Below are 26,709 nucleotides of genomic sequence, written 5' to 3'. Positions count from 1 at the left end.
TTGACCTGCATTGCACTCAATCCAGGTCGGTCCATTGTGTTAAATTCAGGGGCAGTCGGTGACTGCCCCTTTTTCTTGCTCAAATCATTCTCATGACCGCCATCATCTGGATTCTGCGTTTTGTCGTCTTTGCTGTACTGATCCTTTTTGCCATTCAGAACACCGAGCTGGTTAACCTGAAGCTGGCTGCCGATTACCAATGGGAAGCGCCGCTGGTCGTGGTGCTGCTGATTTTTTTTGCTGCCGGCACCTTCCTCGGCATGCTGGCCCTGGTCGGTAAACTGTACCGGCAAGGTCGTGAAATCACCCGTCTGAAGCGGGAACTGGAGCGGGCGGAGATGGCGCGGGTGGAGAGCCTGTTGCATGCTCCGGCAGCCGCTGCGGCCACTGATATGGATACGCCGGCACACGCATGAACGATTTTCTTGACCACTGGCAACTCATTCTGGTGCCAGTTTTTTTTGCCTTGGGCTGGATTGCTGCACGCATCGACATGCGGCAGGTGGTGCAGGAATCGCGGGCACTGCCGCGCTCCTATTTCACCGGCCTGAATTTCCTGTTGAACGAACAACCAGATCGGGCCATCGATTCCTTCCTTGAAGTGGCGCGCGTCGATTCGCAGACGGTGGAGCTGCATTTCGCTCTGGGCAACCTGTTCCGCCGCCGTGGTGAAACGGAGCGTGCCATCCGCATGCACCAGAATCTGCTCGATTTGCCCGATGTCGAAGAAAAGCACCGTCTGCACGCCATGATCGAACTGGGGCAGGATTTTCTCCGGGCGGGCCTGCTTGATCGGGCGGAAGAGATTTTCAACCGGCTGCAGGATACGCCGCAGGCCACGGAGGCCAAGCGTTACCTGCTGGAAATCTACCAACTGGGCAAGGAATGGCAGAAAGCCATTGATCTTGCCCGTGAGTTGCCGGAAATCGCCAGCCCGAAGGAAGTGGCCGAGTATTACTGCGAGCTGGCCGCTGGCGACATCATGCGGTCGCGCAGCGACGCGGCGCGAGAGCATCTGGCCGCTGCCTTGCGGGAAAACCGTAACTGCGTGCGGGCCAACGTGCTGCTGGGCGATCTGCTGGCCCAGGAAGGGCAGACGGAAGCCGCGATTGCCGCCTGGCAGCGGGTCGAGCAGCAGGATCCCGATTATCTGTCGCTGCTGGCACATCGTCTCCTGGAGGCCTATCGCAAGCTGGACCGCCGGGCTGAAGGGGTGGCCCTGTTGCGTGGCTATCTGGAGCATTACCCCTCGCTCGATCTGATCGAGGTGGTGTACCAGTTGGTGCTGGAGTGCGAAGGTACGGAGGCGGCTTACCGTCTGGTGCAGGCCGAATTGCAGCGCCATCCGAGTCTGGTCGGTCTGGAAAAGCTGATGAGTGCGCGCCTGCCGTTGGCGACACCGGACAGCCAGGGGGACCTGGAGCTGGCGCGGACCATCATCCAGAACTACACCCGACGGTTGTCCCGCTATCGGTGCAACCATTGCGGTTTCAAGGCCCGCCAGTATTACTAGCGCTGCCCAGCCTGTGGCGACTGGGAAAGCACGCCGCCGCGCCGTAACGAAGAATTCGATCAGAATTTGTGAACATGATGCTGGAAAAAATTGCGCAGGTGCGCCTGCTCGTCGTTGGCGATGTGATGCTCGACCGCTACTGGTTTGGCGATGTCAGCCGCATCTCGCCGGAAGCGCCGGTGCCGGTGGTCAAGGTTGAACGGCTGGAAGAGCGCCCGGGTGGCGCCGCCAACGTGGCCCGCAATGCGGCGGCGCTGGGCGCGCAGACGGCGCTGATTTCGGTGGTGGGCGAGGATGATGCCGGTCGTGCCCTGCAGCGTCTGTTGCAGGAAGGCGGGATTGCGGCCCATCTGCAGGTCGATGCCGAGATCGATACCACGGTCAAATTACGCGTCATCGGCCGACAGCAGCAGCTGCTGCGTATCGATTTTGAAACCACGCCGTCGCATGAAGTGCTGCGGGCCAAGCTGGCCGAGTTCGAGCGGCAGCTGGCGCACTGTGACATTGTCGTGTTATCCGATTACGGCAAGGGTGGGCTGACGCATATCGGCGAGATGATCCGCCTCGCGCGTGCTGCCGCCAAGCCGGTGCTGGTCGATCCCAAGGGCGATGACTGGGGCAAGTATGCCGGGGCCACGGTGATGACGCCGAATCGCGCCGAACTTGCCGGTGTCGTCGGTCGCTGGCACTCGGAAACGGATATGTTGCAGAAGGCAGAAAAGCTGCGCGGCGAATTGGGGCTGGATGCCTTGCTCGTCACCCGCAGCGAGGAAGGCATGAGCCTGCTGACCGACGGGCACACCTACCACCAGGCAGCCCTGGCGCGGGAGGTGTACGACGTCTCCGGTGCCGGTGATACTGTCATTGCTACCCTGGCGGTGATGCTGGCGGCGGGTGCGGAATGGGCAGAAGCCATTCGCGTTGCCAACGTGGCGGCAGGTATTGTGGTGGGCAAACTTGGTACCGCCGTCGTCAGCCGCGACGAAATCGCTGGCGCTTTGTAAGGAGAGAGGATGTACACCATCGTTACCGGCGCGGCCGGCTTCATCGGCGCCAATCTGGTCAAGGCCCTGAATGAACGCGGGGTGAGCAAGATCATTGCGGTCGACAATCTCGCCAAGGCTGAAAAATTCAAGAATCTGGTTGATTGCGATATCGCCGATTACATCGACAAGCAGGATTTCATTGCCCGTATCCAGGCCGGTCACTTCGATGGTGATGTCGAAGCCATCTTCCACGAAGGCGCGTGTTCCGACACCATGGAAACCGATGGTCGGTACATGATGGAAAACAACTACCGTTATTCCAGCATCCTGCTCGACTGGTGTCTGGATCAGGACGTACAGTTCCTTTACGCCTCGTCGGCAGCCACTTACGGTGCCTCCAGCGTATTCAAGGAAGAACGTCAGCACGAGGCACCGCTCAATGTTTACGGTTATTCCAAATTCCTCTTCGACCAGATCGTGCGGCAGCGGCTGGCCAAGGCGCCCTCATCGCAGATCGTCGGATTCCGCTACTTCAACGTTTATGGCCCGCGCGAGCAGCACAAGGGGCGCATGGCATCGGTCGCGTTCCATAATTTCCATCAGTACCGAGCCGAGGGCAAGGTGAAGCTGTTTGCAGGTTCGCATGGCTATGCCGATGGCGGTCAGATGCGTGATTTTGTCTACGTCGAGGATGTGGCCAAGGTCAATTTGTTCTTTCTCGATCACCCCGAGCAATCGGGTATCTTCAACCTGGGTTCTGGCCGGGCACAGAGTTTCAACGACGTGGCCGTGGCGGCAGTGAATGGCTGTCGCCGGCACAACGGGTTGGAACCACAGGCTCTGGCGGAACTGCAGCAGTCGGGCCAGGTCGAATACATTGCCTTTCCCGAAGCCCTCAAGGGCAAGTACCAGGCCTACACCCAGGCCGATCTCGGTGCCTTGCGTGCGGCGGGTTACTCGGCGCCCATGGCGACTGTCGAGGAAGGTGTCTCCCGTTACATCGACTGGTTGCAGGCACATGCTTAAAACACTGCAGGATTTTGTGGGTAACACGCCGCTGGTGGCGTTACAGCGTTTGCCCGGCGCCGCCGGCGAAGCGCGCGGTAATCGTGTGCTGCTCAAGCTTGAGGGCAACAATCCGGCGGGTTCGGTCAAGGACCGGCCGGCGTTGTCCATGATCCAGCGAGCCGCGGCACGGGGCAGCATCCGTCCCGGTGATACCTTGATCGAAGCGACCTCGGGGAATACCGGAATCGCGCTCGCCATGGCCAGTGCCATCATGGGCTATCGCCTCATTCTGGTGATGCCCGAGAACCAGAGCGTCGAGCGGCGGCAGAGCATGCGTGCCTACGGGGCCGAACTGGTGCTGACGCCCAAGGAAGGTGGCATGGAACTGGCGCGTGATCTCGCCCAGCGGATGCAGGCCGAAGGTCGCGGCGTCCTGCTCGACCAGTTTTCCAACCCCGACAATCCGGCGGCGCATTATGCCGGTACCGGTCCGGAAATCTGGCGCGATACTGCCGGTGGAATCACCCATTTTGTTTCCAGCATGGGCACCACCGGTACCGTCGTCGGCACCGGACAGTTCCTGAAAGAGCAAAATCCGCACATTCAGGTCATCGGTTGCCAGCCGGAAGAGGGCAGCCAGATTGCCGGTATCCGCAAATGGCCGCAGGAGTATCTACCGAAAATCTATCGTCCGGAGCTGGTTGATCGCATTGAATACGTCAGCCAGGCGGCGGCAGAAGCCATGACCCGACGACTGGCAGCTGAAGAGGGGATTTTTGCCGGCGTCTCTTCCGGAGGTGCGCTTGTCGTGGCGCTGCGGCTGGCAGAGCAGGTGGAGAACGCCACCATCGTCAGCATCGTCTGCGACCGGGGTGACCGTTATCTGTCCACCGGGGTTTTTCCGGCATGAAGCCGGTGCTCGTTTTCGATATCGAAACCATTCCCGATGTGGCGGGAATCCGGCGCATCAACGATTGGCCGGCGGAAGTGCCCGATGCCGAGGTGGCCGAGCGGGCGTTTGCTGCACGCCGGGCCAAAACAGGGGGGGATTTCCTGCCCTTGCATGTGCATCGGGTCGTCTGCATTTCCTGTGTCCTGCGCACGCGCGAGGGCTTCAAGGTATGGTCGCTGGCCGCCCCCGAACTGGACGAAGCGGCCATCATCCAGCGCTTTTTCGACGGCATTGAAAAATTCAGCCCGCAACTCGTTTCCTGGAACGGCGGTGGCTTCGATCTGCCCGTGCTGCACTATCGCGCCATGCTGCATGGTGTGAGCGCGCCGCGCTACTGGGAAATGGGCGAGGGCGATTACGCCGATGCCCGCGACTTCAAGTGGAACAACTACATCAGCCGCTATCACATGCGCCATCTCGATCTGATGGATCTGCTGGCGATGTACAACGGTCGTGCCAACGCCCCGCTCGACGAACTGGCCAAGCTGTTCGGCTTTCCCGGCAAGCTCGGGATGGATGGCAGCAAGGTATGGGATGCCTGGCAGGCCGGGCAGGCAGCGGAAATCCGCGATTACTGTGAAACCGATGTCGTCAACACCTACCTCGTCTATACCCGTTTCCGTCGACTGCGTGGTGAATTGAGCGCGGCGGACGAAGCTGCCGAGCATCTTTTCGTCAGGAACCATCTGCACACCGTCGCCGCGCCTCCCTGGCCCGAATTTCTCGCTGCCTGGGCCTGAGCAAGTGACGGCGGCGTTATAATTTCCCCCCTTTTACCTAACCTGCAACTCAACTACAGAGAGTCCAAAGATGTCCCTGAATCTGGTTTCTGCCGGCAAGTCGCTGCCTGACGATTTCAATGTCATCATCGAGATCAGCGCCCACTCCGATCCAATCAAATACGAAGCCGATGACGGCTCCGGCGTGCTCTTTGTGGACCGCTTCATGGGCACCTCGATGCACTATCCCTGCAACTATGGTTACATCAACCACACCATCGCCGGCGATGGCGATCCGGTCGATGTCCTGGTGGTGACCCCCTTCTCGCTGCCGCCGGGTGTCGTCATCCGCTGCCGTCCGCTCGGCATGCTGGCCATGGAAGACGAAGGCGGGCAGGATGCCAAGCTGCTGGCTGTGCCGGTCTCCAAACTCACCACCCTGTACGACAACATCAAGACCCACGAAGACATGCCGGCGCTCCTGCTCAAGCAGATTTCGCACTTCTTTGAACACTACAAGGATCTCGAGCCGGGCAAATGGGTCAAGGTGCTTGGCTGGCGGGGTCTGGAAGAAGCGCGCCAGGAAATCATCGAAGGCGTTACCCGTTTCCACGCTTCACACAGCAAGTAATACATCATGCTGCGCATCGCCGTTGCCCAGCTTGATCCGATCCTGGGGGATTTCTCAGGGAACGTCGAGCGGATTCTGCTTGCTGCACAAGAGGCCAGGGCGCAGGGGGCGAGCGTTCTCCTGACGCCTGAGCTGGCATTGTGCGGCAACCCGCCGCTGGATTATCTGTTGCGCAGTGATTTCCTGCAGGCCAGTACGCGGGCACTGCGCGAACTGGCTGCTCAGGCGGCAGAACGCGTACCGGGCCTGACCCTGTTGGTCGGTCACCCGGAAATGGCGGGCGGGCGGCTGTACAACGCCGCCTCGCAGCTGCTGGCGGGCGAGGCAACGGTGGTGGCGCGCAAGCTCAGGCTGACCACGCACGCCGGCTACGACGAGCGGCACTACTTTGCGTCCGGCGAACCCATGCCGCCGGTCATCCTGGACGGGGTGCGCTGTGCCATCGCTGTCGGCGAGACAGCGGAGCCTGTGGATTGCGATTTGCTGTTACAGCTCTCGGCGCTGCCTTTTACGGCCGATCAGACGCCAGCGCCGATGCCGCGACAGGCCCGGGTTGTGTGCCAACTGGTCGGGTGTCAGGACGAGTGGGCGTTTGCCGGCGCGTCCACCGCGAACGATGCCGACGGTCGGCTGGTCATGCGGTTGCCGGAGTTTTCCGAAGCGCTGGGCGTGGTGGATGTTGAATTGAGCGCAGCCGGCGTTCGCTTGCAATCGGCGCAGCAAGTGCCGCCATTGAGCGCGGATGCCGCACTGTACAGTGCGCTGGTGGCCGGGGTTGCCGGCTACGTGCGCAAGAACAAATTCCCGGGTGTGCTGCTGGGTCTGTCGGGTGGCATGGATTCAGCCCTGGTGCTGTGCATTGCCGTCGATGCCCTGGGAGCCGAGCGGGTGCAGACGGTGATGATGCCTTCGCCCTACACGGCGCAGATGAGCTTGGATGATGCCCGGGCCATGGCCCGTCATTTTGGCTGCCGTTATGATGAAATTCCCATCGCGCCGGCGATGCAGACCTTCACCGGCATGCTCGACCCGCTTCTGGCCGGGCGGCCCATGGGGCTGACCCATGAAAACCTGCAGTCGCGCATTCGTGCCAACCTGCTCATGGCCTTGTCCAACCAGAGTGGCGCTCTGGTGCTGACGACTGGCAATAAATCGGAAACCGCAGTCGGCTATTGCACGCTTTATGGCGATACGGCGGGCGGTTTCGCGACGCTGAAGGACGTGTACAAAACGCGTGTCTATCGTCTTGGCCACTATCGCAACAGTTTGCCCGGTGGCGCGCCAATTCCACCCAATATCCTGACCCGTGCGCCTTCGGCTGAACTCAGCCCGGGTCAGACCGATCAGGATTCCTTGCCTGATTACGCCGTACTCGATGCCATTGCCCATGCCTATATCGAGGCGGGGCAAAGCGCGCGCGAGATCATCGCCAGCGGTCAGCCGGAAGCTGCCGTCAAGCGTGTCGTGAGCCTGTTGCGCGGCTCCGAATACAAGCGCCGGCAGGGGCCGCCAGGCTTGCGGCTGAGCGCCCGCAGTTTTGGCAGTGACTGGTGTTACCCGGTAACCCAGCGTTATACCGAAGATTTCTGATGCACCAACGGAGAACAGCATGAAAAAGATCGAAGCCATCATCAAGCCATTCAAGCTCGACGAGGTACGTGAAGCCTTGTCCGAACTCGGGATCACCGGCTTGACCGTGACTGAGGTCAAGGGGTTTGGCCGTCAGAAAGGGCATACCGAGCTGTATCGTGGGGCTGAATACGTGGTCGATTTCCTGCCCAAGATCAAGGTCGAAGTGGTGATTCCCACGGCTCAGGTGGATGCCGCCATCGACGCCATCGTCAAGGCTGCGCATTCCGGCAAGATTGGCGATGGCAAGATTTTTGTCCTGCCGGTGGAGCAGGTGGTGCGTATTCGTACTGGCGAATTGAACGAAGCGGCCATCTGAGGCTGATCGTTATTCAAGCAATCCGGCGGGGTGGCTGTGCACAGCGAAGACGATGCCGATCACGCCGCCTTGCGGGCTGCGCTGATCGGGGTGACCCCCTTGCCAGCCAGCAATCGGGTGGAGTTGCGCAAGCCCCGGCCGGTTTGGCGCCCCGCTGCCGAGGCGCCGTCCGCAAAGGCGGGTAAGCAGCGAGCAGAGCCAGGCCTGCCGGCACACTGGCGGCAGCGTGAAACCCGCGTCACAAGCCTGGCCGATGATCCGGAAACTGCCGCCCTGCAGCGTGCCATGCTGGGAGTGGTTCCTTTGCCCGAACGGAATCTGGCCAGTCTGGAGAAACCTCGTCCTGTACCACAGGCCAGACAGCAGGCAGCTGAAGTGCAGGCGGTGCTGCTGGATAGTCTGGTGGCGCCGCTGACTTTGCAGGATCGGCTGGAGGGTGGCGATGAGCCGGTCTATCTGCGCCACGGTCTGGCGCAGAGCGTATTGCGTGATCTACGTCGGGGACGCTGGGTGATTCAGGGTGAAATCGACCTGCATGGCCTCAATCGGGACCAGGCGCGGCACCAGGTGGCAGCCTTCCTGCAAACTGCCTTGCATCAAGGCAAACGCTGCCTGCGCATCGTGCATGGCAAGGGTCTGGGGTCGCCGCAGAAACTCTCGGTGCTGCGCCAGTTGCTGCGCGGCTGGCTGGCCCAGCGCCAGGAAGTGCTGGCCTATTGCCAGGCCAAGCCGCAGGACGGTGGCGAAGGGGCGCTGCTGGTGCTGTTGCGTGCCGTGCGCCAGTGAGGTCCTGCTCCCCTTAAGCGCGGGGGGAAGAGGTTGCCAACACGGTTTCGATCTGCTCGAACAGCACGGAGCTCGGCGCATAGCCGGTCGCGATCGGCGTGATTTCTCCCTGCCGGTCGACAATGATGCTGGGGAAGCCGCGGATGCCCCAGCGGCGGCAGCGCTGGAATTCCTGTTGCGTGGCGGAGCGGGCTTCTTCTGACAGGAAAATGTCGAGAAATTCCTGATAGGGCACAGCAAAATCGGCGCAGAGTTCGCGGTAAAAGCCGCTATCGCCCGGGTCTTGTCCGTCCACATAAAAGCGTTTCTGGATGCCGGCAAAAAACGCCAGCAAGGTTGGTGTTTCCTGCGTTTCCTGCGCTCGTAGCAGTTGCAGACTGACCACGGCACGACATGCCGGCTCGGTGTCGTAGTTGAATTCACTGCGTTCAAGGAGGGTGTAGCCGAACGGCTGGCCGCTCACCTGATGGATGTGTGCCCACTCGTTACGCAGGAACGACCTGAAGGCAGCGTTCCAAGTATCACCGCCGCCTGGGCGCAGGCCGCCGACATGAACTCCGAAACCGTACTGGTGGCTACGGCAGTAGTCCAGCAGTTGCTCGAGGACCGGGGCCATGCCCCAGCACCAGGAGCACATCGGGTCGCCAATATAGCGCACGACGGGTTGTGACGTTTGTGGCGTGGCCGTGCGTCCGGCAACCCCATCGGCAAGTTCGGGAAGGAGGCAGACGCCGGTGACGGGATCGCAGTTCAGCATGAGGAGACTCCTGGCAGTGCGCCTAGCGTTGAATCAGTTCGACTTTATAACCATCGGGGTCTTCGACGAAGGCAATGATGGTGCTGCCGTGCTTCATCGGACCGGCCTCGCGCACCACCTTGCCACCGCGAGCCTTGATCTGGGCGCAGGCGGCGGCAGCGTCGGGGACTTCGAGCGCGATGTGGCCATAGGCGGCACCCAGTTCGTAGTGCTTGGTGTCCCAGTTGTGGGTCAGTTCGAGCACGGCTTCATCCTCTTCCTTGCCGTAACCGACGAAGGCCAGGGTGAAGCGGCCTTCCGGGTAATCCTGGCGGCGTAGCAGGTGCATGCCGAGGACGTCGGTATAGAAGGCGAGGGAGCGGTCGAGGTCGACGACGCGCAACATGGTGTGCAGGATACGCATGACAGGTCCTTTCAGAAATCGGGGATGAGGGGTTCTTGCTTGCGCAAGGCCTGGCGCAGTTGTCGCCAGTCCGGGCAGAGTTGTTCGACAATAGACCAGAAGCGGGGACTATGGTTCATTTCCTTGAGATGGGCCAGTTCGTGGCAGACGATGTAGTCGATCAGAGCGGGGGACAGCATGGTCAGCCGCCAGCTGAGGGAGATGTTGCCACGCGAACTGCAGCTGCCCCAGCGGGTACGGGCCGAGGATATGCGCAAGGGCGGGGGCGCCAGGCCCAATTGGGGGGCGTAGTGGTCAAGCCGCTGGCGGAAGAACTTGCGGCCGGCGTCGGTCAGGGCCGCCTTGAGCACGGCTGGTGCGTGCTCTTCCTGCGGCAGATGCAATTCCAGGGTGGTGCCGGCAAAGCGCCAGCGGGCGCGCCGTGCCGGGTAATGGGCAAGCGTCAATGGGCTGCCGAACACGGGCAGGGTGGTGCCGTGGCAGGGAGAAAACGGGGGCTGGCCGCTTTGCCGGGTGCTGAGTTTCTCCAGCACCCAGGGGGCGTGTTTATGCAGCAGCACTTCAATATCCCTGAGCGGCGTGCGCAGCGGGGCGCTCACGCGCAGGCCGTGGCGATCCACGCTCAGACCGACGCTGCGCCGCGTGCTGCGGCGCAGGTGGTAATCAATTGCCTGCTCGCCCAGCTGGATGCGTTGCAGGCTTTCCTTACGGGGTGCGGGCATCCGGATAACGGTGCGGCGACAGGCGCTGCATCTCGGTCTCGATCCAGCGCTCGACGCGCTGGTTGATTTCCGCTTCGCTCAGGCCAGCCGCCGAGAAAGCAGGGCCGATGCTGATGGTGGCGACACCCGGTGTTTTCAGGAACGCCTGGCGCGGCCAGAGTTCGCCCGCATTGTGCGCCACCGGCACGACCTGGCAGCCGACCTGGCTGGCGAGATAAGCGCCTCCTGCCTTGTAGCGACGTTTTTCACCCGGCGCGACGCGTGTCCCTTCCGGGAAGATGATCACGTAGTACCCTTGCTGCAAGCGCTCCCGGCCCTGGCTCACGACTTGTTCGAGCGCGTTCTTGCCGGCGTTGCGGTCAATCGAGATCATTTTCATCGCCGCCAGTCCCCAGCCGACGAAAGGTACCTTGAGCAATTCCTTTTTCAGCACGAAAACGCAATAACTGCCGTTGGGAACACAGTCCTGCAGGGTCATGGTTTCCCAGGCCGACTGGTGTTTGGACATGATGACGCAAGGTTCGGCCGGCATGTTTTCGCGGCCGATGATGCGGGCGCGGATGCCCAGGATGTGTTCTACGCCCCATTGCGTCCCCAGGCGCCACAACTTGCCAAAGCGGTAGGCCCAGATGCCGCCCAGTAACGGCCCGGCGAGCACTACCAGCGGCGCTGACAGCACCGACCAGAGGATGGCGTAGAACATGAACAGGGCAGAGCGGAGCAGTTTCATTTTTTCCCCTTGCTGGCGGGCGCTTGCAGCAGATGGTCGACTGCGGCAGCGAGATCGGCAAACACCAGGGTGCCTGCCGGCAGGTCCGGCTCGTCCCGGGTTGTTTCACCTTTGCCGGTCAGTACCAGAATCGGTTGCCCGCCGACGGCGGCACCTGCCTGCAAATCGCGCAGGGAGTCGCCGATGACGGGAATGCCGGTGAGGTCGACATTGAAGGTGCTGGCGATGCGGTGGAGCATGCCGGGTTTCGGCTTGCGGCAGTCACACTTGCTGTCTGCCGTATGCGGGCAATAAAAGATGGCATCCAGCCGTCCGCCCAGCTCGCCGAGCGCGCGCTGCATCTTGACGTGCATGCGGTTGAGGGTGTCCATGTCGAACAGACCACGGCTGATACCGGACTGGTTGGTCGCCACCACCACCCGGTAGCCGTTCTGCTTCAGGCGCACGATGGCTTCCAGGCTGCCGGGGATGGCTTTCCACTCTTCAGGGCTTTTGATGTACTGCGCCGAGTCGTGATTGATGACACCGTCGCGGTCGAGGATGACGAGTTTGCCGGCCATGATCGTTCAGGCAGACAGGCGCGACAGATCGGCCACCCGGTTCATCGCGGCATGCAGCGTGGCGAGCAGGCCGAGACGGTTCGCTTTGAGCGCCGGGTCATCAGCATTGACCATGACCTGGTCGAAAAAGGCATCGACCGGAGCCCGCAGGCGCGCCAGCACTTGCAGTGATTCGGTGTAATCGCCGGTGAGGAAGGCGGCATCGGCTTGCGGCACGACATCGACCAGCGCGTTGTGCAGCGCGCTTTCGGCACTTTCGCGCAACAGTGCGCTGTCGACATGGGCTTCCACCGGGCCGTCGGCTTTCTTCAGAATATTGCCGACCCGCTTGTTGGCAGCGGCCAGGGCAGCGGCTTCAGGCAAGTTGGAGAAGGCGCGCACGGCAGCCAGGCGATCCACCAGGTCGCCCAGGCGTTGCGGCCGCTGGCTGACCACGGCATCGACTTCCTGGGCGCTGTAGCCTTGTTCGCGCAGGCTGCCAGCCAGGCGGTCGTAGATGAAATCGGCCAGGGCTTGCGGGTTGGGCTTGAAGCCGTCGATGCCGGTAAATTGAGCGAACACTTCCGCCAGCAGGCGGTCCAGCGGCAGGTTGAGCTTGCCTTCGACCAGCATGCGGATCACGCCGAGAGCATGCCGGCGCAGCGCAAAGGGGTCCTTGTCGCCGGTTGGCGTCTGGCCGATACCGAACATGCCGGCGAGGGTTTCCAGCTTGTCGGCCATGGCCACGGCGGTGCCGACCGGGCCGCGTGGCAGGCTGTCGCCGGCAAAACGCGGTTTGTAGTGGTCTTCGATGGCATCGGCGATGTCGTTCAGGATGCCGCCATGCAGGGCGTAGTAGCGGCCCATGATGCCCTGCAACTCGGGGAATTCGCCGACCATGTCGGTGAGCAGGTCCGCCTTGGTCAGTAGCGCGGCACGTTCGGCGCGCAGAGCCAGTTCGTTACCGCCGATCTGCTCGGCGACGAGGCGGGCGATGGCGGTGACCCGCTGCAGGCGCTCGCTCTGGGTGCCCAGCTTGTTGTGGTAGACCACTTTGGCCAGGCCGGGAACGCGCGATTCGAGCGATTTTTTGCGGTCCTGATCGAAGAAGAATTTGGCATCGGCGAGCCGTGGCCGCACCACGCGTTCGTTACCGCTGATGACGGCGGAGGGGTCGTCCGGGCTGATGTTGCTGACGACCAAGAACTTGTTGCTCAACTTGCCTTCGGCATCAAGCAGCGGGAAGTATTTCTGGTTGGCCTTCATGGTCAGGATCAGGCATTCCTGCGGCACGGCGAGGAATTCCTCTTCAAATTCGCCGATCAGTACATTGGGGCGTTCGACCAGAGCGGTGACTTCATCGAGCAAGGCGTCGTCTTCAATTGGTTGCAGCGCCGAACCGGCGCGCGCGGCGGCGGCTGCCAGCTGGCGTTCGATTTCGGCGCGACGCTCGGCAAAGGAAGCAATCACGGCGCCATCGCGGCGCAGTGTTTCTGCGTAGGCATCGGCACTGGCAATCCGTACCGGATCGCACTGGGCTTCGAAACGGTGACCGCGGGTGGTATTGCCGGCACTCAGGCCGAGTACGGCAAGTGGCACCACCTGTTCGCCGTGCAGGGCCACGATGCCATGGGCGGGACGCACGAAATGCACCGTGTCCCAGCCGTCGGCGAGTTGATAGCTCATGACCTTGGGAATCGGCAGTGCCGCCAGGGCGGTTTCGATGGCCCGTTGCAAACCCTCGCTCAGGCTGGCGCCCTTGGCCAGACTGTCATAAAACAGAACCTCGGCCTTGCCGTCATTTTCGCGGCGCAGTTGCGGTACGCAGGAGGCATCGGCGCCGAGTGCGGCCAGCTTCTTCAACAGTGCCGGCGTGGCGTTGCCGCTGGCATCGAGACCGACCGCGACCGGCATCAGCTTCTGCACAACTGGTTTGTCCTCCGCTACGGCAAGCACCGAGGTGATGTGGGCGGCCAGGCGGCGAGGCGTGGCAAAGGCGGTGACCTGGGCCGCAGCGGCGGCCAGCCCTTCTTTCTGCAATGCAGCCAGGAGGGAATGGGCAAAGGATTCGCCGAGTTTTTTCAGCGCCTTGGGCGGCAATTCTTCAACGAAGAGTTCAACGAGGAGATTTTGAGTCATGGCATTTTTCGGAAAGCTTGAAGGAGGCGGCCAGCGTGGCGCATTTGCGCCGCAGGGCGGGGATCAGGCGGGTTTTTTGGCACTCTGCTCAGCGAGCTTGCTCATCACTTCGCTTGCCCACTCCCGTGGGGCCATGGGGAAGCCGAGGCGGGCACGGGAATCCAGGTAGCTTTGCGCGACAGCACGGGCCAGATTGCGGATGCGGCCGATGTAGGCGGCGCGTTCGGTCACCGAAATGGCGCCGCGGGCATCGAGCAGGTTGAACGTATGGGCCGCTTTCAGTACCTGCTCGTAGGCGGGCAGGGCGAGTTGTGCGGCGATCAGGTGCTGGGCCTGCTTTTCGTACGCGGAGAAGGCGGTGAACAGGAAGTCGGCATCCGAATGCTCGAAGTTGTAGGCGGACTGTTCGACTTCGTTCTGGTGGTACACGTCGCCATAGGTCAGGCCGTCGGTCCAGACGAGGTCATAGACGTTCTCGACGCCCTGCAGATACATCGCCAGACGCTCGATACCATAGGTGATCTCGCCGGTGATCGGCTTGCAGTCGATGCCGCCGACCTGCTGGAAGTAGGTGAATTGCGTCACTTCCATGCCGTTCATCCAGACTTCCCAGCCCAGGCCCCAGGCGCCGAGCGTCGGGTTTTCCCAGTCGTCCTCGACGAAGCGCACGTCGTTCTTCTTCAGATCAAATCCCAGGGCTTCCAGGGAGCCGAGGTAGAGTTCAAGGATATTTTCTGGGGCAGGTTTCAACACCACCTGATACTGGTAGTAGTGCTGCATGCGGTTCGGGTTTTCCCCATAGCGACCGTCCTTGGGCCGGCGCGACGGTTGCACGTAGGCCGCTTTCCAGGGCTCCGGGCCGATGGCGCGCAGGAAAGTGGCAGTGTGGCTGGTGCCGGCGCCGACTTCCATATCGTACGGTTGCAACAGCGCACAGCCCTGTTTGGCCCAGTATTGCTGCAGACGCAGAATGATTTCCTGAAAACTCGGTTTTTGCATGGTGGTCATGTGAGGTGCGCGCGCAGAGAAGCGCAGAGAAGCGGAAACCCCCGATTCTACTTTTTTTCCGGGCTTTGGTCAGGAACTGGCATGGTGGCTGGCGCCACTGCATGGCGGTTGTCTGCTCCAGGCCGGCGTTTTCCTCTTGCTTGCTCCCTGTGATCCCGGCCGTCATGTAAGATGCGGCTCCTGTTTTTCATGACGGATGATCGAGATGCGCATTCTTTCTGTGTGCTGTGCTTTGCTACTGCTTGTTGCCGGGGCGCATGCTGAGGAAGGCATGGCAGACAGTCTGACGGAACTGCGCTGTACGGTAGCGCAGCAGGTGCTGCCGGATGCGGCCGAATTGCAGGATCGTCTGGCCAAGCACCAGATATTGAGCGAGGAAGTGCTGAGCCTGCGGGCGCGGGCAGTGGATTTTCTATACTCCTTGCAGGAGAAGGAGGCTCGCAAGGAGGCTTTGAGCGGCGGCGATCTGCGGCGCCTGAATCAGGGTGCGGCTGCCATGCTGGCTCTACGCGACCGGCTCCTGCAGGTTGTTAATGACCATGAATGCTGGCTCGATCTGCCGCTTCCGGAAGACGCTCAGCAGGCGCGCATACAGGCGAGCGGCATTGCGCTCGGGCTGTCGTCGGCTCTGATGCTGTACGACAATTATCTGTCTGCGGTCGGTTTGTACCGTGCCATCCCCTCCCTGCGTCAGCACCTGAACAGCCGCGACCAGGGGTTTGCCCTGCCAAGCGGAGAGCTGACGCGCATGGCGATGTCGTTCAATTCGGCACTCAATCGGGCCCGGACGCAGCGGGCCGTCAGCTGGTACGAGCAGCACGGGCAGTTCTTGGCCCTGTCGGAAAATGACGCCGAGCGCTACGTGGCGCAGCTGATTGAACAAAGTCCGGCCTACCAGATGGTGCGCCGTTTCCGGCCGCTGGGTTATGTCGGACGGCAACTCGGATTTTTCAGTGTGTTCACGCTGGATACCCTGAACAAGCTCAAGAAAGAAGGCGTGAACTTGTCCAGCCTGTTTTTCGGCAATGCGGTTGGCTTGGTGGAATTGCGGCGGGGCAAGCTCGACGGCGATGCCGATGCCTTGCACAAGCTGACGCAGCAGGTGCGTGCAGGTGATGTGCTGCTGGAGAAAACGCCCTTTCGCCTGACGGATAGTTTCATCCCCGGTCACTACGGTCATGTCGCAGTCTGGGTGGGCGATGAGACTGAACTGCGGGCGCTGGGCCTCTGGGAGCACCCGGTGGTGCAGCCCCATCAGGACAGCATCCGCGCCGGGCGTGGCGTGGTTGAGGCCCTGCGTTCCGGGGTCAAAATGAACACGCTGCGCCAGTTCATGAACATCGATGATCTGGCCCTGATGCGCCCCCGCGACATCAACGACACGCAGCGCGCAGAAGTCATCCTGCAAACCCTGCGTCAGGTGGGCAAGGCCTATGACTTCAATTTCGATGTCGAAACCACAGACCGCATCGTGTGTTCGGAGCTGGTGTATCACGCCTACGGTGATGTGCGCTGGCCGCTCCAGCGCCAGCTGGGGCGGGTGACCATCAGTCCGGACAATGTGGCTGCGCAGGCCATTCCTGGCGGGAAATTCAAAGTTGCGCTGCTCTATCGCGACGGTCAGGAAATTACGGAGCAGCCGGAAGAAGTTATTTCCAGGCTGCTGCAACCGCGTGCTCTACAACTGGTTGAGAACCAGGTGTCCAGCGACGACTGAGGTCTGGGTGAGTGTGCTGCCCTGCAGCACCTTCTCTTGACCCGGTAGGGGTACGGGCGGGAATTCAGGCAAGAGTGAACACCATTCGTTACGGACGGTTTATTGACTTCTCCAAGTAAATCAATAGAATGCGCCGATTGCTGCAGTGCAGCACCGGATTTCTGGCGCACCGATAATCTATTTGCAAGCGCCATCCGGCAGGGATGCCTGCCTGTTTTCATCGACTGAAAACCCCGGTGCCGTACCGACTTAAACCATCGCCGGGCAGTTTTTTCTCTGTCGGTGATCAGTAAAGGAGGACGCATGTTTGCTTCTCAAGCGGTTTCACGTTTGGCTTCGCCCGCAGTTCTGCGCGCACTTGAATTTCTGTCGCATGCCGTGCGCAAAGGGCTGATGCTGGCCGGCGCCATTTTCGTTCTTGGTCTGGCCGGGACCTATCAAGGGCATTCAGGCTTCATCGATGGGGTACGGGCGATGTTTCCGGCCGCAGTCAATGCGAGCGTGGATGACGCGGAAAACACCCCGGACAGCCCGTCGTCCACGATGTCCCTGACCGGGGACAGGCGCTTGTTGCCCAGCATGCAGCTGGCGCTCGATTCAGTGGCCCGCCGCTACCGGGTATCGAACGAAGTGCTGGAGCCGATCTTTCTGGCGGCACAGGAAAGCGGCCAGGAGCTTGGTCTGGACCCCTTGCTGATCATTGCGGTGATTGGTGTTGAATCCGGATTCAATCCTTTTTCGCAAAGTGTGGTCGGCGCTCAGGGGTTGATGCAGGTGATGCCGCGCTTTCACAGCGACAAGTTGCCGGAAGATGCCGGCTCGCTGCCGTTCTTCGACCCCATCATCAATGTCCAGATCGGCGCCCGCATCCTGCGCGAATCGATTGCCCGCAACGGCGGCCTGGTGCCCGGGTTGCAGCAGTTCGGCGGTGCCCTGAACGATCCGGAACAACGCTACGCCAGCAAGGTCATGACCGAACGCCGACGTCTGGAAGCAGCTTTGCAGTCAGTGAAGCGCCGCGCCTGAGCGGCTTGACTTGATTCTGCTCAGCACCACAGCCAGCAGCATCAGCGCCAGTGCGCCCCAGTTGCCGCTGCGGCTATAGGGGGTCGCTCCCCGGTGGGGCCTGACTTCAACCTGCAGTACGCCACGGGTGAAGGGAGGAAGTTGGGCCTGGATCTGGCCTTGGGCGTCGATCAGGGCAGTCATGCCGGTGTTGGTGGCGCGCAGCATCGGGCGGCCGGTTTCCAGCGCGCGCAGACGGGCGATCTGCAGGTGTTGCGGTTGTGCGAGCGAATCGCCGAACCAGGCAGTGTTGGAGAGATTGGCAAGCAAGCCGGCAGCGGGCAGGGCGCGGATGATCTCTTCGCCGAAGGCGTCTTCGTAGCAGATATTGACCGCCACTTGATAGCGCGCAGCGTCGCTGCCGAAGGTGAGCGTTTCACCGCCGCCGGCGCCGGCGGAAAAACTCGACATGGGAATGTGGGCGTGGGCCATGAACCAGGCAAATCCCGGCGGGATGAATTCGCCAAACGGCACCAGATGCTGTTTGCTGTACACCTGCGCCGGTGCCGCGCCCAGGCTGACGGCGCTGTTGAAGTAGGCGCCGTCCGGGTCGCCGGTGAGGGTGCCGAACAGGATGTTGCCGCCCTGCTGGCGGGCGAGTGAGGCAAGTTCGTCGAGATACTCTCTCGGCAGGTAATCGACAAAGGTGGGCAGGGCAGTTTCCGGCAGAATGGTCAGATCGGCCGGGTGACTGGCGATCAGCTCGCGATACAGTTGCAGCGTTTGCACAAAGGCGGTGCGGTCGAATTTCATTTCCTGCGGGATGTTGCCCTGGACCAGCGCCACGCGTAATGCCGGCCCGTGTGCCTCGCTCCAGTGGATCTGCTGCAAGCCGAAACCGCTCAGGGCGAGGAGGGCGGCGAGCGGCAGGCCAAGACGGGGGCGGGCCAGGGTAGCGGCCAGCCAGGCGAGCAGGAAGGACAGGCCGAAGACGCCAAGAACCGGAGCAAAACCCGCCAGCGGGCTCGGTGGTGTCTGGCTGTAACCCAGGGCCAGCCAGGGAAAGCCCGTGAATAGCCAGGCCCGCAACCAGTCGGCGCCGGCGATGCAGGCGGCAAAGAAGAGGCTGCGCTGCCAGAAGGCTGGCGGGCGCCAGCGGCGGTAGAGGAAACCACTGAGCCCCGGGTAGAGGGCGAGTACGGCGCAGAACAGGAAAGTGGCCGGGGCGGCCAGCCAGGCCGGCATGCCCCCAAACACCGAGAGACTGACGAAGACCCAGGACACCCCGGCGAGAAAGAAACCCAGGCCAAACAGCCCGCCTGTTACCGCAGCCTGGCGGGGGTTGTGACTGCGCTCGAACAGCAGGAAAAGGCCCAGCCAGGCGAGTGGTGCCGCCCAGAATAGCGAGAAGGGCGCGAAGCAGAGTACCGCGGCCGCCCCCAGTACGGGCGCGAGCAGCCAGGTCGGTGGCAAGTGACGCAGTGCGGATAGCGGCATGGCGCAATAAAGAAGTCAGACGTCAGTCGTCTGCTTGCTCTTCGGTAGGAGGCAGCAGATCAACCAGCAGGGTGTACAGGCGGCGGCTATCGGCGCGCAGGACCTGGAAACGGATGCCGGCGAGGGAGATGATTTCGTTTCTTTTGGCGACATAGCCCAGTTCGCCGAGCAGGAAGCCGCCGATGGTGTCGAATTCGTCAGCAGGAAAATCGCAGCAGAAGGCGGTGTTGAAATCTTCGATGCTGGTGCTGGCCTTGACCACAAAGCGCCCGCCGGCATCGCGGCGGATGTTGTCGTGGCTCTGGTCGAGATCGTATTCGTCTTCGATGTTGCCGACGATCTGCTCAAGGACGTCTTCGATGGTGACCAGCCCGGCCATGCCGCCGTATTCGTTAACCACGATCGCCATATGGTTGCGCGAGACGCGGAATTCACGCAGCAGCACATCCAGGCGCTTCGATTCGGGAATGAACACGGCCGGGCGCAGCCACTGGCGCAGGTTGAAATCTTCCGGCGCGGGTTGGCGCAGCAGGTCCTTGGCCAGCAGGATGCCGAGCACGTTGTCACGATCGCCTTCGATGACCGGAAAACGCGAGTGGCCGGAGATGATGACCGTTTTGCGGATGATGTCGAAAGGTGCGCTGGCGTCGATGACATCGGTTTGCGAGCGTGGAATCATCACCTCGGTGACCGGCGTTTCCGATGCGGCCAGTGCGCCCTGGATGATGCCCAGGGCATCGGCGTCGAGCAGGTTCTTTTCGTGGGCTGTCTGCAGGATCTGCAGCAGCTGCGCCCGGTCTTCCGGTGCGCGCAGGAGGAGTGAAGAAAGGCGTTCGATGAAAGAAGGTTTATCCATGGCTGCAGGCGTCAGGTTTTATCCTTTCTTGCGGCGGGTTGATCAGGCGTAGGGGTCGGCGATGCCGAGCGCCGCCAGGATGCGCCGTTCCTCGTTTTCCATGGCTTCGGCATGCTCGTCTTCCTCGTGGTCCCAGCCTTGCAGGTGGAGGATGCCATGCACGGTGAGGTGCGCGTAGTGGGCGGCAAGCGTCTTGCCTTGTTCGGCGGCTTCGCGGGCGACGACTTCCGGGCAGAGGACGAGATCGCCGACAGTGCGCGGTTCGTACTCGTAGGGGAAGGAGAGGACATTGGTGGCGTAATCCTTGCCCCGGTAATCGCGGTTCAGGGCCTGGCCTTCCTCGTTCTCCACCAGGCGGATGGTGATGCTGCCACCGCCATCGAGTGCGGCGCGCGCCCAGCGCAGGAAATCGGCGCGCACGGGCAGGCCGGCGCGCGGGCAGACGTACTGCACGGAAAGATCAAGACGTGTGCTGGTGGTTTTCATAAGCTTCGACGATGCGGGCGACCAGTGGGTGACGCACGACATCTTCCTTGCGAAAGTGGGTGAAGGCAATACCGCGCACATCGTGCAGTATATCGAGCGCTTCCTTGAGGCCGCTTTTCTGCCCCTTGGGTAGATCGATCTGGGTGATGTCGCCGGTCACCACCGCCCTGGCACCGATACCGATCCGGGTGAGGAACATCTTCATCTGTTCCGGCGTGGTGTTCTGTGCTTCGTCGAGAATGACGAAAGCGTGGTTGAGCGTGCGCCCGCGCATGAAGGCGAGCGGCGCGATCTCAATGGCGCGCTTTTCATACAGCTTGGCCACCCGCTCGGCCCCCATCAGGTCGTACAGGGCGTCGTACAGCGGGCGCAGGTAGGGGTCGATCTTCTGCGTCAGGTCGCCGGGCAGAAAGCCGAGTCGTTCGCCGGCTTCCACTGCCGGCCGGGTGAGGATGATGCGCTCGACTAGGTCGCGTTCGAAGGCATCCACCGCGCTCGCGACCGCCAGATAGGTCTTGCCGGTGCCGGCCGGACCGATGCCGAAGGTGATGTCGTGTGCCTGGATGTGCTTGAGGTATTCAACCTGGCGCGGCGTGCGTCCGTGCAGTTCGTTCTTGCGCGTGATCAGCTGCGGCCCGTCTACCGGACTCTCGGCGGCGCGGCTGAGGCGCCGGATCGGTGCGTTGGTGAGTTCGATCAGGCCGAGCTGGATTTCATCGACCGACAGAGGCTGGCGCGCCAGTGCGTAGAAGTGACGCAGGGCATCGGCGGTCAGCTGGGCATTGCCGCCATTGATGGCAAAGCGCTCGTTGCGCCGGCGGATGCTGACATCGAGGCCGGTTTCGATCTGCCGGATGTTCTCGTCCAGTGGCCCGCACAGATTGGCGAGCTGAGCGTTGTCCAGCGGCGTCAGGGCGATTTCGATGGGGCGTGCGGCATTGCGGCGCTGGCCTGTGGTCGTGTCGTTCACCTGTGCGCCCATCTCAGATTTCCCGCGTCACGATTTCGCCGCGCAGGCTGTGCGACAGGGACTGCAGGATGCGCACATCGACGAACTGGTTGATCAGGCGCGCGCTGTTGGCAGACCCGCCGGCGAAGTTGACGATGCGATTGTTGTCGGTGCGCCCGGCCAGCTCGTTGGCATCCTTCTTCGACGGGCCTTCCACCAGTACCCGCTGCACTGTGCCGACCATGGCCTGGCTGACCTCCTGTGCCAGCTCGTCGATGCGTTTCTGCAGTCGCATCAGCCGCGCCGATTTCACTTCTGCCGGTGTGTCATCGACCAGATCGAGCGCCGGAGTGCCCGGGCGCGGGCTGTAGATGAAACTGAAGGACGCATCGAAGCCGACTTCGTCGATCAGCTTCATGGTCTTTTCGAAATCGGCGTCGGTCTCGCCGGGGAAACCGACGATGAAATCGGTCGACAAGGCGATGTCCGGCCGCGCTGCGCGCAATTTGCGCACCACCGACTTGTATTCCAGCGCCGTGTAGCCGCGCTTCATCGCTGCCAGCACACGATCCGAACCCGCCTGCACCGGCAGATGCAGGTGCGATACCAGTTTGGGGACGGTGCGGTAGACATCGATCAGGCGCTGATTCATCTCGCAGGGGTGCGAAGTGGTGTAGCGGATGCGCTCGATGCCGGGAATCTCGGCGATGTATTCGATCAGCAGTGCCAGGTCGGCTTTTTCTTCGCTGTCGTCCATGTCGCCACGATAGGCATTGACGTTCTGCCCGAGCAGCGTGACTTCCTTGACACCGTGCGTGGCCAGATCGGCGACTTCAGTCAGCACGTCGGCGAATGGCCGCGAAATTTCCTGGCCGCGCGTGTAGGGCACGATGCAGTAGGTGCAGAACTTGGAGCAGCCTTCCATGATCGACACGAAGGCTGTCGCCCCCTTGATCTCGGCCGGGGGCAGGGCGTCGAATTTCTCGATCTCCGGGAACGACACATCCACCGCCGCCTTGCCCTTGCTTTTGCGTTCAGCAATCAACTGCGGCAGGCGGTGCAGGGTTTGCGGCCCGAACACCACATCCACATACGGCGCCCGGCGCACGATGGCCTCGCCCTCCTGGCTGGCCACACAGCCGCCCACACCAATGACCAGGTTGGGATTTTTTTCCTTCAAAGGGCGTACCCGCCCCAAGTCATGAAACACCTTTTCCTGCGCCTTCTCGCGCACTGAGCAGGTGTTGAACAAAATGATGTCGGCTTCTTCCGGATTGTCTGTTCTGACGATGTCCTCGCTGGCATGGAGAACATCGATCATCTTCTCGGAGTCGTACTCGTTCATCTGGCACCCGAAGGTACGGATGAATAATTTTTTCGCCATGAGTGATTTCTTGAAAATGCTGGAAAAAAATGCGCCACGAGTCGACGCGGCGCCGCAGAAAGTTGCGAAATTGAGGGGGCGAATTATAACCCGGTTGACCACCCACTCGCCCGCCCCTATAATTCGCGCCCTCAAACGTGGTGATGTAGCTCAGACGGTTAGAGCGATGGATTCATAACCCATAGGTCGGCAGTTCGATTCTGCCCATCACCACCAATACCCAAAATCCCAACCATTATCCGGTTGGGATTTTTTTGCCCGTTCCCCCAGTGTTGGCGCGGTTTTCGGGCCTGGCCTCGCGAGCGCCACGCCTGCGAAGTCGGCGTTTTCGCCCCCGCTGACGCCTCTCTGTTCTCCGTTTTCTCTGGTGGTCACGCGAGCGTTCTCGAGGCTACTTCCTTTGCTGACGCGGGTTTAGAGGCGGTCGGTTGTGGTTGGCAACTCCTGTAGCGGTGGCGACCGAGTGCCGAGTAGCCACAAAAAAACCGCCCGCAGGCGGTTGCTGGTGCTGGGCGCGACGCGCTCACCCGGGTGACGCAAGCACGCGCATCTGGTCGCCCCAGGCATTGGGCCAGGGGCGGCGCTGCGCTTTGGGGAGCTGACGCTCTGTGTTCAGCCAACCTTCCAGTACAGACCGGAAAGCCCCCAGCTTCGGCACCGGCTGATGCGTACGAAGATAGACCACTTCGCTCTCGGTTCGCAGGTGCTTGCGCACCGTCGGGCGGGACAGCTTCAGATCTCGCGCAATCGAACTGATGCTCTCGCCACTGACCAAATGACGGCGCCGGATTTCGGCTATGACTTCCATGGATAACACCCCAGATTCCCCGGCAAAAACGCCGGAAGGTTACACAACCCAGGGTGGCAACTTTTGGACGCTGATCACCCCAGAAATCTGGAAAGTTTTGCACGCTGTTTTACAGTGAAACGCGGAATCGAGATCACTGCCGTCCCCTACATCTGCCCGGCAGGGTTCTGGACGATTGGGTACGGCCATCTCTGCGACCCCAAGCATCCGCCGATCACGGAGGCAGAAGCCGAGGTCTATCTGGCGCGCGATCTGCAGACGGCACTGACGGCGACGCTGCGCTACTGCCCGGTACTGGCCACTGAGCCGGAGGCGCGGCTCGCGGCCATCGTTGACTTCACGTTCAACCTTGGCGCGGGGCGGTTGCAGACGTCGACGCTGCGACGGCGCATTAACCAGCGGGACTGGTCTTCTGCTGGGCAGGAACTGCGGCGATGGGTCTATAGCGGTGGAAAAGTACTGCCGGGACTGGTCACACGGCGTGAGGCTGAAGCCGCTTGGCTGCTCAACGCCGCATGAACCAGAGATTCAACTGAATCAAATCCCGGGCTGCAACTCCAGCTGCACCTCTCGCGATTTGCCGGCCCGCTCCACTGACAGGACCACCACATCGCCGACCATCCGGTCGTCTAGCCGCGCGAGCAGCTTGGCCACATCGTCGATCGCCGTGCCGTCGATGCGAACGATGCGGTCGCCGGGCACGATGCCTTGTGGGGTAATCTCGACCCCAGCGAGCCCGGCTTTGTGCGCTGCCGAGCCGGGGGTGACACGCAACACGAACACGCCCTTGCTTCCCGTCAGCGCAAGCAGGCGCTGATTGAGCTGTTCGTCCACCTCAATGCCCAGCGCCGGGCGGATGTATTTGCCGGACTTGATGAGTTGCGGCACTACCCGCATGACGGTGTCCACCGGCACGGCAAAACCGATCCCGGCCGAGGCGCCAGAGGGACTGTAGATCGCCGTGTTGATGCCGATAAGCCGCCCTGCCGAATCGAGCAGGGGGCCGCCCGAGTTGCCGGGATTAATGGCGGCGTCGGTCTGAACCAAGTGATCAATGGCCGGGCCGCCCGCTTCTCCCGGTAACGATCGGTCGAGCGCGGAGACGATGCCGGTGGTGAGCGTCCAGTCCAGGCCAAAGGGGTTGCCGATAGCAAACACCTTCTGTCCCACCTTGAGGTCGGCGCTGGTGCCGACCGGCACGGCCGGCGGGCGCTTGAAACCGACGCCGATCTTGAGCACGGCGATGTCGTGCGCGGGGCTCGTCCCCACCAGTGCGGCCTGGTAGTCGCGGCCGTCGGCCAGTTTGACGGTGGCTTCGGACGCGCCCTGGATGACGTGGAAGTTGGTGACGACGTGGCCGGCGTCGTCCCAGATGAAGCCCGAGCCTGTACCGCGCGGCACGGAGAACACGTTGCGCGTCCAGACATCGCGTACTAATTGCGCGGTGGTGATGTAGACCACCGAGGCGCGCGATTTTTCGAACAGTTCGATGGTGGCCTTTTCGTCCGCCGCCAAGTCGCCGCGCGCCGTCACGGTGCGCTCTGCCGCCTCGCGCGGACTGAACCAGGCCTCGATGGCAGGCAGGAACTGCCACAGCAGCATGAGCGCAGCAATGCAGGCGGTGATGAAGAGCCAGCGCCGGATGAAGGGATCCGGTGCAGGGCGTGGATACGGGTTAGGGTAGGCCATGAGAAGTCTCCTGTTGAAAGGCAATCAGCGCCATAGCCCGCTCGGGCGCCAGCGCGGCGGGCGCGGCGTCACAGCGGATTCCGGCAAGAAATGGATCTCGTGAAACGGCAACGCTGATGCTGGCCTGGGCGCCAACGTCAGCAGGCGTGAGATGCGCTCTTGCGTTGCCGGATGCGTGCGCAACCAGGAGGGCTCGGGATTGCCCCATCCCGGCCACAGCCAGGCACGCCAGGAGCGGCTGACCCGCTCGATTTTCGCCAGCGCTGACGCAAGCCCCTGCGGGTCGCCAGTCAGTTCCGCCGCGAGGCGGTCAGCGTCGAACTCACGCACGCGAGATAAGCCGAGCTGTGCGAGCAGGGCCAGCTGGGGCGATGCGGCCAATAACAATAGACTAGGCCAAAAGACCTCCGCCGCGCCAACCAGCAACGCGGGCAAGCTGAACACAATAGCGATCTGTCCGACCATAGCCAGCAGGCTCGTGAGGCGACTGACGGAATCCGCCAGACCCATGACGCGCAGATCCTCATTGGCGATGTGCGCGACTTCATGCGCGAGCACACCCGCCAGCTCGCGTGGGCTCAGGCTGCGCAGCAGGCCATCGGTGAGGGCGATCGATGCCTCCTGCTTCGAGCCGGTGGCGAAGGCGTTGACGACGGCACTGGGCACGTAGTGCGGCACCGGCGTGGCGGGCAAACCGGCACGGGCGGACAGCTCGCGCAACAGGGCCCAAATCTCGGGGGCTTCGTGCGGGTACAAAGCCCGTGCGCGGTACAGGCGCAAGGTCAAGACGGATGCGGCTGCCGGTTCCAGCAACAGCGTGCCTGCAACTGCAAACAGCGCGAGCCACAGGCCGCTTTCCCCGAACAGCAGGCTTCCTGCGGCGGCTGCGATCCCGACCAGGGTCAGGATCAACAGCCCGGTCTGCAGGCGGTTGAGCCAGCGGTGTTGCAACAACGCCGCGCGCGGGTCATTGGGATGATGACGGATCATGCTCAGATGTCTCGGCGGCGCGGTCGTCGCGCTCGCGCAGCAGCCAGTAAGTGGCACCGAGCGCCAGTGTGGCTCCTGCAAGCGCGGCGATCTTGCCAGGGCTCGCCTCGGGGTCGAGGATCACGAACTTGCGCGCCAGCGCGATCAGGCCGATGAGGATTACGGTCTTGACCTGGATGATGCTGTCCCGACGCAGCGCCACGCGCACGATGGAATGCTTGAACTCCATCGCGATCAGGAGCGTCATGGTGGCACCGAATACCAGCTGAAAAACCTTATGATCCAGTGGATTCAGTGCATCCATGACGAGCAGCGTGAAGACGAGCCGAATCAACTGAATCAGCGAAATCACAATCACCATCGACATGACGCCCGACAGCGTGATGACAACAACCTGCTCGAAGCGCTCGTAAACCGTCATCAACCGCCACTGGGAGCGCATCTCGTCAAGGGCCGTGTGGCCAGATTCTTTATGCATAAGCGTTGC

Annotated in this window: 28 protein-coding genes, 1 tRNA gene and 1 pseudogene; 14 read left to right on the top strand and 16 right to left on the bottom strand. The window is 62.0% G+C overall.

The genetic code is table 11. The annotated features are described in order from the left end of the window. Window positions 1–92: 92 nt before the first annotated feature. From JYJ39_RS07340 to JYJ39_RS07295, 10 genes and pseudogenes are all read left to right on the top strand, one after another. Window positions 93–416 carry a LapA family protein gene (locus JYJ39_RS07340; RefSeq protein WP_240189586.1) on the top strand — a complete coding sequence of 108 codons (324 nt, stop codon included), beginning with the start codon at window positions 93–95 and terminating at the stop codon, window positions 414–416. Next, window positions 413–1,585: pseudogene (gene lapB, locus JYJ39_RS07335) on the top strand (lipopolysaccharide assembly protein LapB). The gene JYJ39_RS07340 and the pseudogene lapB overlap by 4 nt, the downstream one beginning before the upstream one ends. Before the next feature lie 2 nt (window positions 1,586–1,587). Then, window positions 1,588–2,517: a D-glycero-beta-D-manno-heptose-7-phosphate kinase gene (rfaE1, locus tag JYJ39_RS07330; protein ID WP_205203252.1), complete on the top strand. Its 930-nt coding sequence runs from the start codon at window positions 1,588–1,590 to the stop codon at window positions 2,515–2,517. A gap of 9 nt (window positions 2,518–2,526) precedes the next feature. Continuing rightward, window positions 2,527–3,525, top strand: coding sequence for an ADP-glyceromanno-heptose 6-epimerase (rfaD, locus tag JYJ39_RS07325; protein ID WP_205203251.1), 999 nt, complete (start codon window positions 2,527–2,529; stop codon window positions 3,523–3,525). Further along, a complete protein-coding gene (cysM, locus tag JYJ39_RS07320) occupies window positions 3,518–4,417 on the top strand; it encodes a cysteine synthase CysM (RefSeq protein WP_205203250.1) in 900 nt (299 codons plus the stop codon). Before rfaD ends, cysM begins: the two co-directional genes overlap by 8 nt. Beyond that, the gene (locus tag JYJ39_RS07315) at window positions 4,414–5,199 is read left to right on the top strand and encodes a 3'-5' exonuclease (protein ID WP_205203249.1); all 786 of its coding nucleotides are present in this window, start codon (window positions 4,414–4,416) and stop codon (window positions 5,197–5,199) included. Before cysM ends, JYJ39_RS07315 begins: the two co-directional genes overlap by 4 nt. A gap of 70 nt (window positions 5,200–5,269) precedes the next feature. Next, the gene (gene ppa / locus JYJ39_RS07310; protein WP_205203247.1) at window positions 5,270–5,809 is read left to right on the top strand and encodes an inorganic diphosphatase; all 540 of its coding nucleotides are present in this window, start codon (window positions 5,270–5,272) and stop codon (window positions 5,807–5,809) included. Window positions 5,810–5,815: 6 nt separating this feature from the next. Continuing rightward, window positions 5,816–7,399, top strand: a complete 1,584-nt coding sequence (locus JYJ39_RS07305; protein WP_205203246.1) for an NAD+ synthase — start codon at window positions 5,816–5,818, stop codon at window positions 7,397–7,399. Window positions 7,400–7,418: 19 nt separating this feature from the next. Next, window positions 7,419–7,757, top strand: a complete 339-nt coding sequence (locus JYJ39_RS07300; RefSeq protein ID WP_205203245.1) for a P-II family nitrogen regulator — start codon at window positions 7,419–7,421, stop codon at window positions 7,755–7,757. Between the two features lie 30 nt (window positions 7,758–7,787). Beyond that, window positions 7,788–8,543: a Smr/MutS family protein gene (locus JYJ39_RS07295; RefSeq protein ID WP_240189585.1), complete on the top strand. Its 756-nt coding sequence runs from the start codon at window positions 7,788–7,790 to the stop codon at window positions 8,541–8,543. Window positions 8,544–8,556: 13 nt separating this feature from the next. Here the strand turns inward: JYJ39_RS07295 and JYJ39_RS07290 are convergent, their stop codons facing one another. From JYJ39_RS07290 to glyQ, 7 genes are all read right to left on the bottom strand, one after another. Further along, the gene (locus JYJ39_RS07290) at window positions 8,557–9,300 is read right to left on the bottom strand and encodes a DsbA family protein (RefSeq protein WP_205203244.1); all 744 of its coding nucleotides are present in this window, start codon (window positions 9,298–9,300) and stop codon (window positions 8,557–8,559) included. Window positions 9,301–9,322: 22 nt separating this feature from the next. Beyond that, a complete protein-coding gene (gene gloA, locus JYJ39_RS07285; RefSeq protein ID WP_205203243.1) occupies window positions 9,323–9,703 on the bottom strand; it encodes a lactoylglutathione lyase in 381 nt (126 codons plus the stop codon). Window positions 9,704–9,714: 11 nt separating this feature from the next. Further along, window positions 9,715–10,425, bottom strand: a complete 711-nt coding sequence (locus JYJ39_RS07280; protein ID WP_205203242.1) for a M48 family metallopeptidase — start codon at window positions 10,423–10,425, stop codon at window positions 9,715–9,717. After that, the gene (locus JYJ39_RS07275; protein WP_205203241.1) at window positions 10,409–11,155 is read right to left on the bottom strand and encodes a lysophospholipid acyltransferase family protein; all 747 of its coding nucleotides are present in this window, start codon (window positions 11,153–11,155) and stop codon (window positions 10,409–10,411) included. Before JYJ39_RS07275 ends, JYJ39_RS07280 begins: the two co-directional genes overlap by 17 nt. Then, complete coding sequence (gmhB, locus tag JYJ39_RS07270) at window positions 11,152–11,715, bottom strand: D-glycero-beta-D-manno-heptose 1,7-bisphosphate 7-phosphatase (RefSeq protein WP_205203240.1); 564 nt, start codon at window positions 11,713–11,715, stop codon at window positions 11,152–11,154. The genes JYJ39_RS07275 and gmhB overlap by 4 nt, the downstream gene beginning before the upstream one ends. Before the next feature lie 6 nt (window positions 11,716–11,721). Beyond that, window positions 11,722–13,833, bottom strand: coding sequence for a glycine--tRNA ligase subunit beta (glyS, locus tag JYJ39_RS07265; RefSeq protein ID WP_205203238.1), 2,112 nt, complete (start codon window positions 13,831–13,833; stop codon window positions 11,722–11,724). 63 nt (window positions 13,834–13,896) lie between these two features. Next, window positions 13,897–14,841 carry a glycine--tRNA ligase subunit alpha gene (gene glyQ / locus JYJ39_RS07260; protein ID WP_240189584.1) on the bottom strand — a complete coding sequence of 315 codons (945 nt, stop codon included), beginning with the start codon at window positions 14,839–14,841 and terminating at the stop codon, window positions 13,897–13,899. A gap of 205 nt (window positions 14,842–15,046) precedes the next feature. Between glyQ and JYJ39_RS07255 the strand changes: the two genes are divergently transcribed. Beyond that, window positions 15,047–16,558: a YiiX/YebB-like N1pC/P60 family cysteine hydrolase gene (locus JYJ39_RS07255; protein ID WP_205203236.1), complete on the top strand. Its 1,512-nt coding sequence runs from the start codon at window positions 15,047–15,049 to the stop codon at window positions 16,556–16,558. Window positions 16,559–16,861: 303 nt separating this feature from the next. Beyond that, window positions 16,862–17,584, top strand: a complete 723-nt coding sequence (locus tag JYJ39_RS07250; RefSeq protein WP_240189583.1) for a transglycosylase SLT domain-containing protein — start codon at window positions 16,862–16,864, stop codon at window positions 17,582–17,584. On the opposite strand, the gene lnt is transcribed toward JYJ39_RS07250, so the two are convergent. Genes lnt through miaB form a run of 5 tightly spaced genes read right to left on the bottom strand, consistent with a single transcriptional unit; the run spans window position 17,564 to window position 22,735 of the window. Next, the gene (gene lnt / locus JYJ39_RS07245; RefSeq protein ID WP_205203234.1) at window positions 17,564–19,060 is read right to left on the bottom strand and encodes an apolipoprotein N-acyltransferase; all 1,497 of its coding nucleotides are present in this window, start codon (window positions 19,058–19,060) and stop codon (window positions 17,564–17,566) included. The genes JYJ39_RS07250 and lnt overlap by 21 nt on opposite strands. 22 nt (window positions 19,061–19,082) lie before the next feature. Beyond that, window positions 19,083–19,916: an HlyC/CorC family transporter gene (locus tag JYJ39_RS07240; RefSeq protein ID WP_205203232.1), complete on the bottom strand. Its 834-nt coding sequence runs from the start codon at window positions 19,914–19,916 to the stop codon at window positions 19,083–19,085. A 42-nt stretch (window positions 19,917–19,958) separates the two neighbouring features. Next, entirely contained in the window at window positions 19,959–20,402 is a 444-nt protein-coding gene (gene ybeY / locus JYJ39_RS07235) for an rRNA maturation RNase YbeY (RefSeq protein ID WP_205203231.1), read from the bottom strand. Then, entirely contained in the window at window positions 20,377–21,384 is a 1,008-nt protein-coding gene (locus JYJ39_RS07230; RefSeq protein ID WP_205203230.1) for a PhoH family protein, read from the bottom strand. Before JYJ39_RS07230 ends, ybeY begins: the two co-directional genes overlap by 26 nt. A 1-nt stretch (window position 21,385) precedes the next feature. Then, a complete protein-coding gene (gene miaB / locus JYJ39_RS07225; protein ID WP_205203229.1) occupies window positions 21,386–22,735 on the bottom strand; it encodes a tRNA (N6-isopentenyl adenosine(37)-C2)-methylthiotransferase MiaB in 1,350 nt (449 codons plus the stop codon). 139 nt (window positions 22,736–22,874) lie between these two features. Here miaB and JYJ39_RS07220 point away from each other — a divergent pair. Continuing rightward, window positions 22,875–22,951 (top strand) — tRNA-Met (locus JYJ39_RS07220). A 307-nt stretch (window positions 22,952–23,258) separates the two neighbouring features. On the opposite strand, the gene JYJ39_RS07215 is transcribed toward JYJ39_RS07220, so the two are convergent. Beyond that, window positions 23,259–23,543, bottom strand: a complete 285-nt coding sequence (locus tag JYJ39_RS07215; protein ID WP_205203228.1) for a hypothetical protein — start codon at window positions 23,541–23,543, stop codon at window positions 23,259–23,261. 114 nt (window positions 23,544–23,657) lie between these two features. On the opposite strand from JYJ39_RS07215, the gene JYJ39_RS07210 reads away from it, so the two are divergent. Continuing rightward, complete coding sequence (locus JYJ39_RS07210) at window positions 23,658–24,062, top strand: lysozyme (protein ID WP_240189582.1); 405 nt, start codon at window positions 23,658–23,660, stop codon at window positions 24,060–24,062. Window positions 24,063–24,080: 18 nt separating this feature from the next. On the opposite strand, the gene JYJ39_RS07205 is transcribed toward JYJ39_RS07210, so the two are convergent. From JYJ39_RS07205 to JYJ39_RS07195, 3 genes are read right to left on the bottom strand one after another with little or no spacing between them, the layout of a single operon-like run. Next, entirely contained in the window at window positions 24,081–25,232 is a 1,152-nt protein-coding gene (locus tag JYJ39_RS07205; RefSeq protein ID WP_205203226.1) for a S1C family serine protease, read from the bottom strand. Window positions 25,233–25,256: 24 nt separating this feature from the next. Beyond that, the gene (locus tag JYJ39_RS07200) at window positions 25,257–26,222 is read right to left on the bottom strand and encodes a zinc metalloprotease HtpX (protein ID WP_205203224.1); all 966 of its coding nucleotides are present in this window, start codon (window positions 26,220–26,222) and stop codon (window positions 25,257–25,259) included. Beyond that, the gene (locus JYJ39_RS07195) at window positions 26,200–26,700 is read right to left on the bottom strand and encodes a phosphate-starvation-inducible PsiE family protein (protein WP_205203222.1); all 501 of its coding nucleotides are present in this window, start codon (window positions 26,698–26,700) and stop codon (window positions 26,200–26,202) included. The genes JYJ39_RS07200 and JYJ39_RS07195 overlap by 23 nt, the downstream gene beginning before the upstream one ends. Between the last annotated feature and the right edge of the window lie 9 nt (window positions 26,701–26,709).

Source organism: Azonexus hydrophilus, from assembly GCF_905120355.1.
Classification (GTDB): Bacteria; Pseudomonadota; Gammaproteobacteria; order Burkholderiales; family Rhodocyclaceae; genus Azonexus.
Note: the sequence above shows the minus strand (reverse complement) of the source record. Positions and strands in the feature narration are given on the sequence as shown.

What these genes read in the sequence shown, in the direction of transcription:
- JYJ39_RS07340 (WP_240189586.1), top strand. Translation starts at nt 93, where the DNA reads ATGACCGCCATCATCTGGATTCTGCGTTTTGTCGTCTTTGCTGTACTG.
- rfaE1 (WP_205203252.1), top strand. Translation starts at nt 1,588, where the DNA reads ATGATGCTGGAAAAAATTGCGCAGGTGCGCCTGCTCGTCGTTGGCGAT.
- rfaD (WP_205203251.1), top strand. Translation starts at nt 2,527, where the DNA reads ATGTACACCATCGTTACCGGCGCGGCCGGCTTCATCGGCGCCAATCTG.
- cysM (WP_205203250.1), top strand. Translation starts at nt 3,518, where the DNA reads ATGCTTAAAACACTGCAGGATTTTGTGGGTAACACGCCGCTGGTGGCG.
- JYJ39_RS07315 (WP_205203249.1), top strand. Translation starts at nt 4,414, where the DNA reads ATGAAGCCGGTGCTCGTTTTCGATATCGAAACCATTCCCGATGTGGCG.
- ppa (WP_205203247.1), top strand. Translation starts at nt 5,270, where the DNA reads ATGTCCCTGAATCTGGTTTCTGCCGGCAAGTCGCTGCCTGACGATTTC.
- JYJ39_RS07305 (WP_205203246.1), top strand. Translation starts at nt 5,816, where the DNA reads ATGCTGCGCATCGCCGTTGCCCAGCTTGATCCGATCCTGGGGGATTTC.
- JYJ39_RS07300 (WP_205203245.1), top strand. Translation starts at nt 7,419, where the DNA reads ATGAAAAAGATCGAAGCCATCATCAAGCCATTCAAGCTCGACGAGGTA.
- JYJ39_RS07290 (WP_205203244.1), bottom strand. Translation starts at nt 9,300, where the DNA reads ATGCTGAACTGCGATCCCGTCACCGGCGTCTGCCTCCTTCCCGAACTT.
- gloA (WP_205203243.1), bottom strand. Translation starts at nt 9,703, where the DNA reads ATGCGTATCCTGCACACCATGTTGCGCGTCGTCGACCTCGACCGCTCC.
- JYJ39_RS07280 (WP_205203242.1), bottom strand. Translation starts at nt 10,425, where the DNA reads ATGCCCGCACCCCGTAAGGAAAGCCTGCAACGCATCCAGCTGGGCGAG.
- JYJ39_RS07275 (WP_205203241.1), bottom strand. Translation starts at nt 11,155, where the DNA reads ATGAAACTGCTCCGCTCTGCCCTGTTCATGTTCTACGCCATCCTCTGG.
- gmhB (WP_205203240.1), bottom strand. Translation starts at nt 11,715, where the DNA reads ATGGCCGGCAAACTCGTCATCCTCGACCGCGACGGTGTCATCAATCAC.
- glyS (WP_205203238.1), bottom strand. Translation starts at nt 13,833, where the DNA reads ATGACTCAAAATCTCCTCGTTGAACTCTTCGTTGAAGAATTGCCGCCC.
- glyQ (WP_240189584.1), bottom strand. Translation starts at nt 14,841, where the DNA reads ATGACCACCATGCAAAAACCGAGTTTTCAGGAAATCATTCTGCGTCTG.
- JYJ39_RS07255 (WP_205203236.1), top strand. Translation starts at nt 15,047, where the DNA reads ATGCGCATTCTTTCTGTGTGCTGTGCTTTGCTACTGCTTGTTGCCGGG.
- JYJ39_RS07250 (WP_240189583.1), top strand. Translation starts at nt 16,862, where the DNA reads ATGTTTGCTTCTCAAGCGGTTTCACGTTTGGCTTCGCCCGCAGTTCTG.
- lnt (WP_205203234.1), bottom strand. Translation starts at nt 19,060, where the DNA reads ATGCCGCTATCCGCACTGCGTCACTTGCCACCGACCTGGCTGCTCGCG.
- JYJ39_RS07240 (WP_205203232.1), bottom strand. Translation starts at nt 19,916, where the DNA reads ATGGATAAACCTTCTTTCATCGAACGCCTTTCTTCACTCCTCCTGCGC.
- ybeY (WP_205203231.1), bottom strand. Translation starts at nt 20,402, where the DNA reads ATGAAAACCACCAGCACACGTCTTGATCTTTCCGTGCAGTACGTCTGC.
- JYJ39_RS07230 (WP_205203230.1), bottom strand. Translation starts at nt 21,384, where the DNA reads ATGGGCGCACAGGTGAACGACACGACCACAGGCCAGCGCCGCAATGCC.
- miaB (WP_205203229.1), bottom strand. Translation starts at nt 22,735, where the DNA reads ATGGCGAAAAAATTATTCATCCGTACCTTCGGGTGCCAGATGAACGAG.
- JYJ39_RS07215 (WP_205203228.1), bottom strand. Translation starts at nt 23,543, where the DNA reads ATGGAAGTCATAGCCGAAATCCGGCGCCGTCATTTGGTCAGTGGCGAG.
- JYJ39_RS07205 (WP_205203226.1), bottom strand. Translation starts at nt 25,232, where the DNA reads ATGGCCTACCCTAACCCGTATCCACGCCCTGCACCGGATCCCTTCATC.
- JYJ39_RS07200 (WP_205203224.1), bottom strand. Translation starts at nt 26,222, where the DNA reads ATGATCCGTCATCATCCCAATGACCCGCGCGCGGCGTTGTTGCAACAC.
- JYJ39_RS07195 (WP_205203222.1), bottom strand. Translation starts at nt 26,700, where the DNA reads ATGCATAAAGAATCTGGCCACACGGCCCTTGACGAGATGCGCTCCCAG.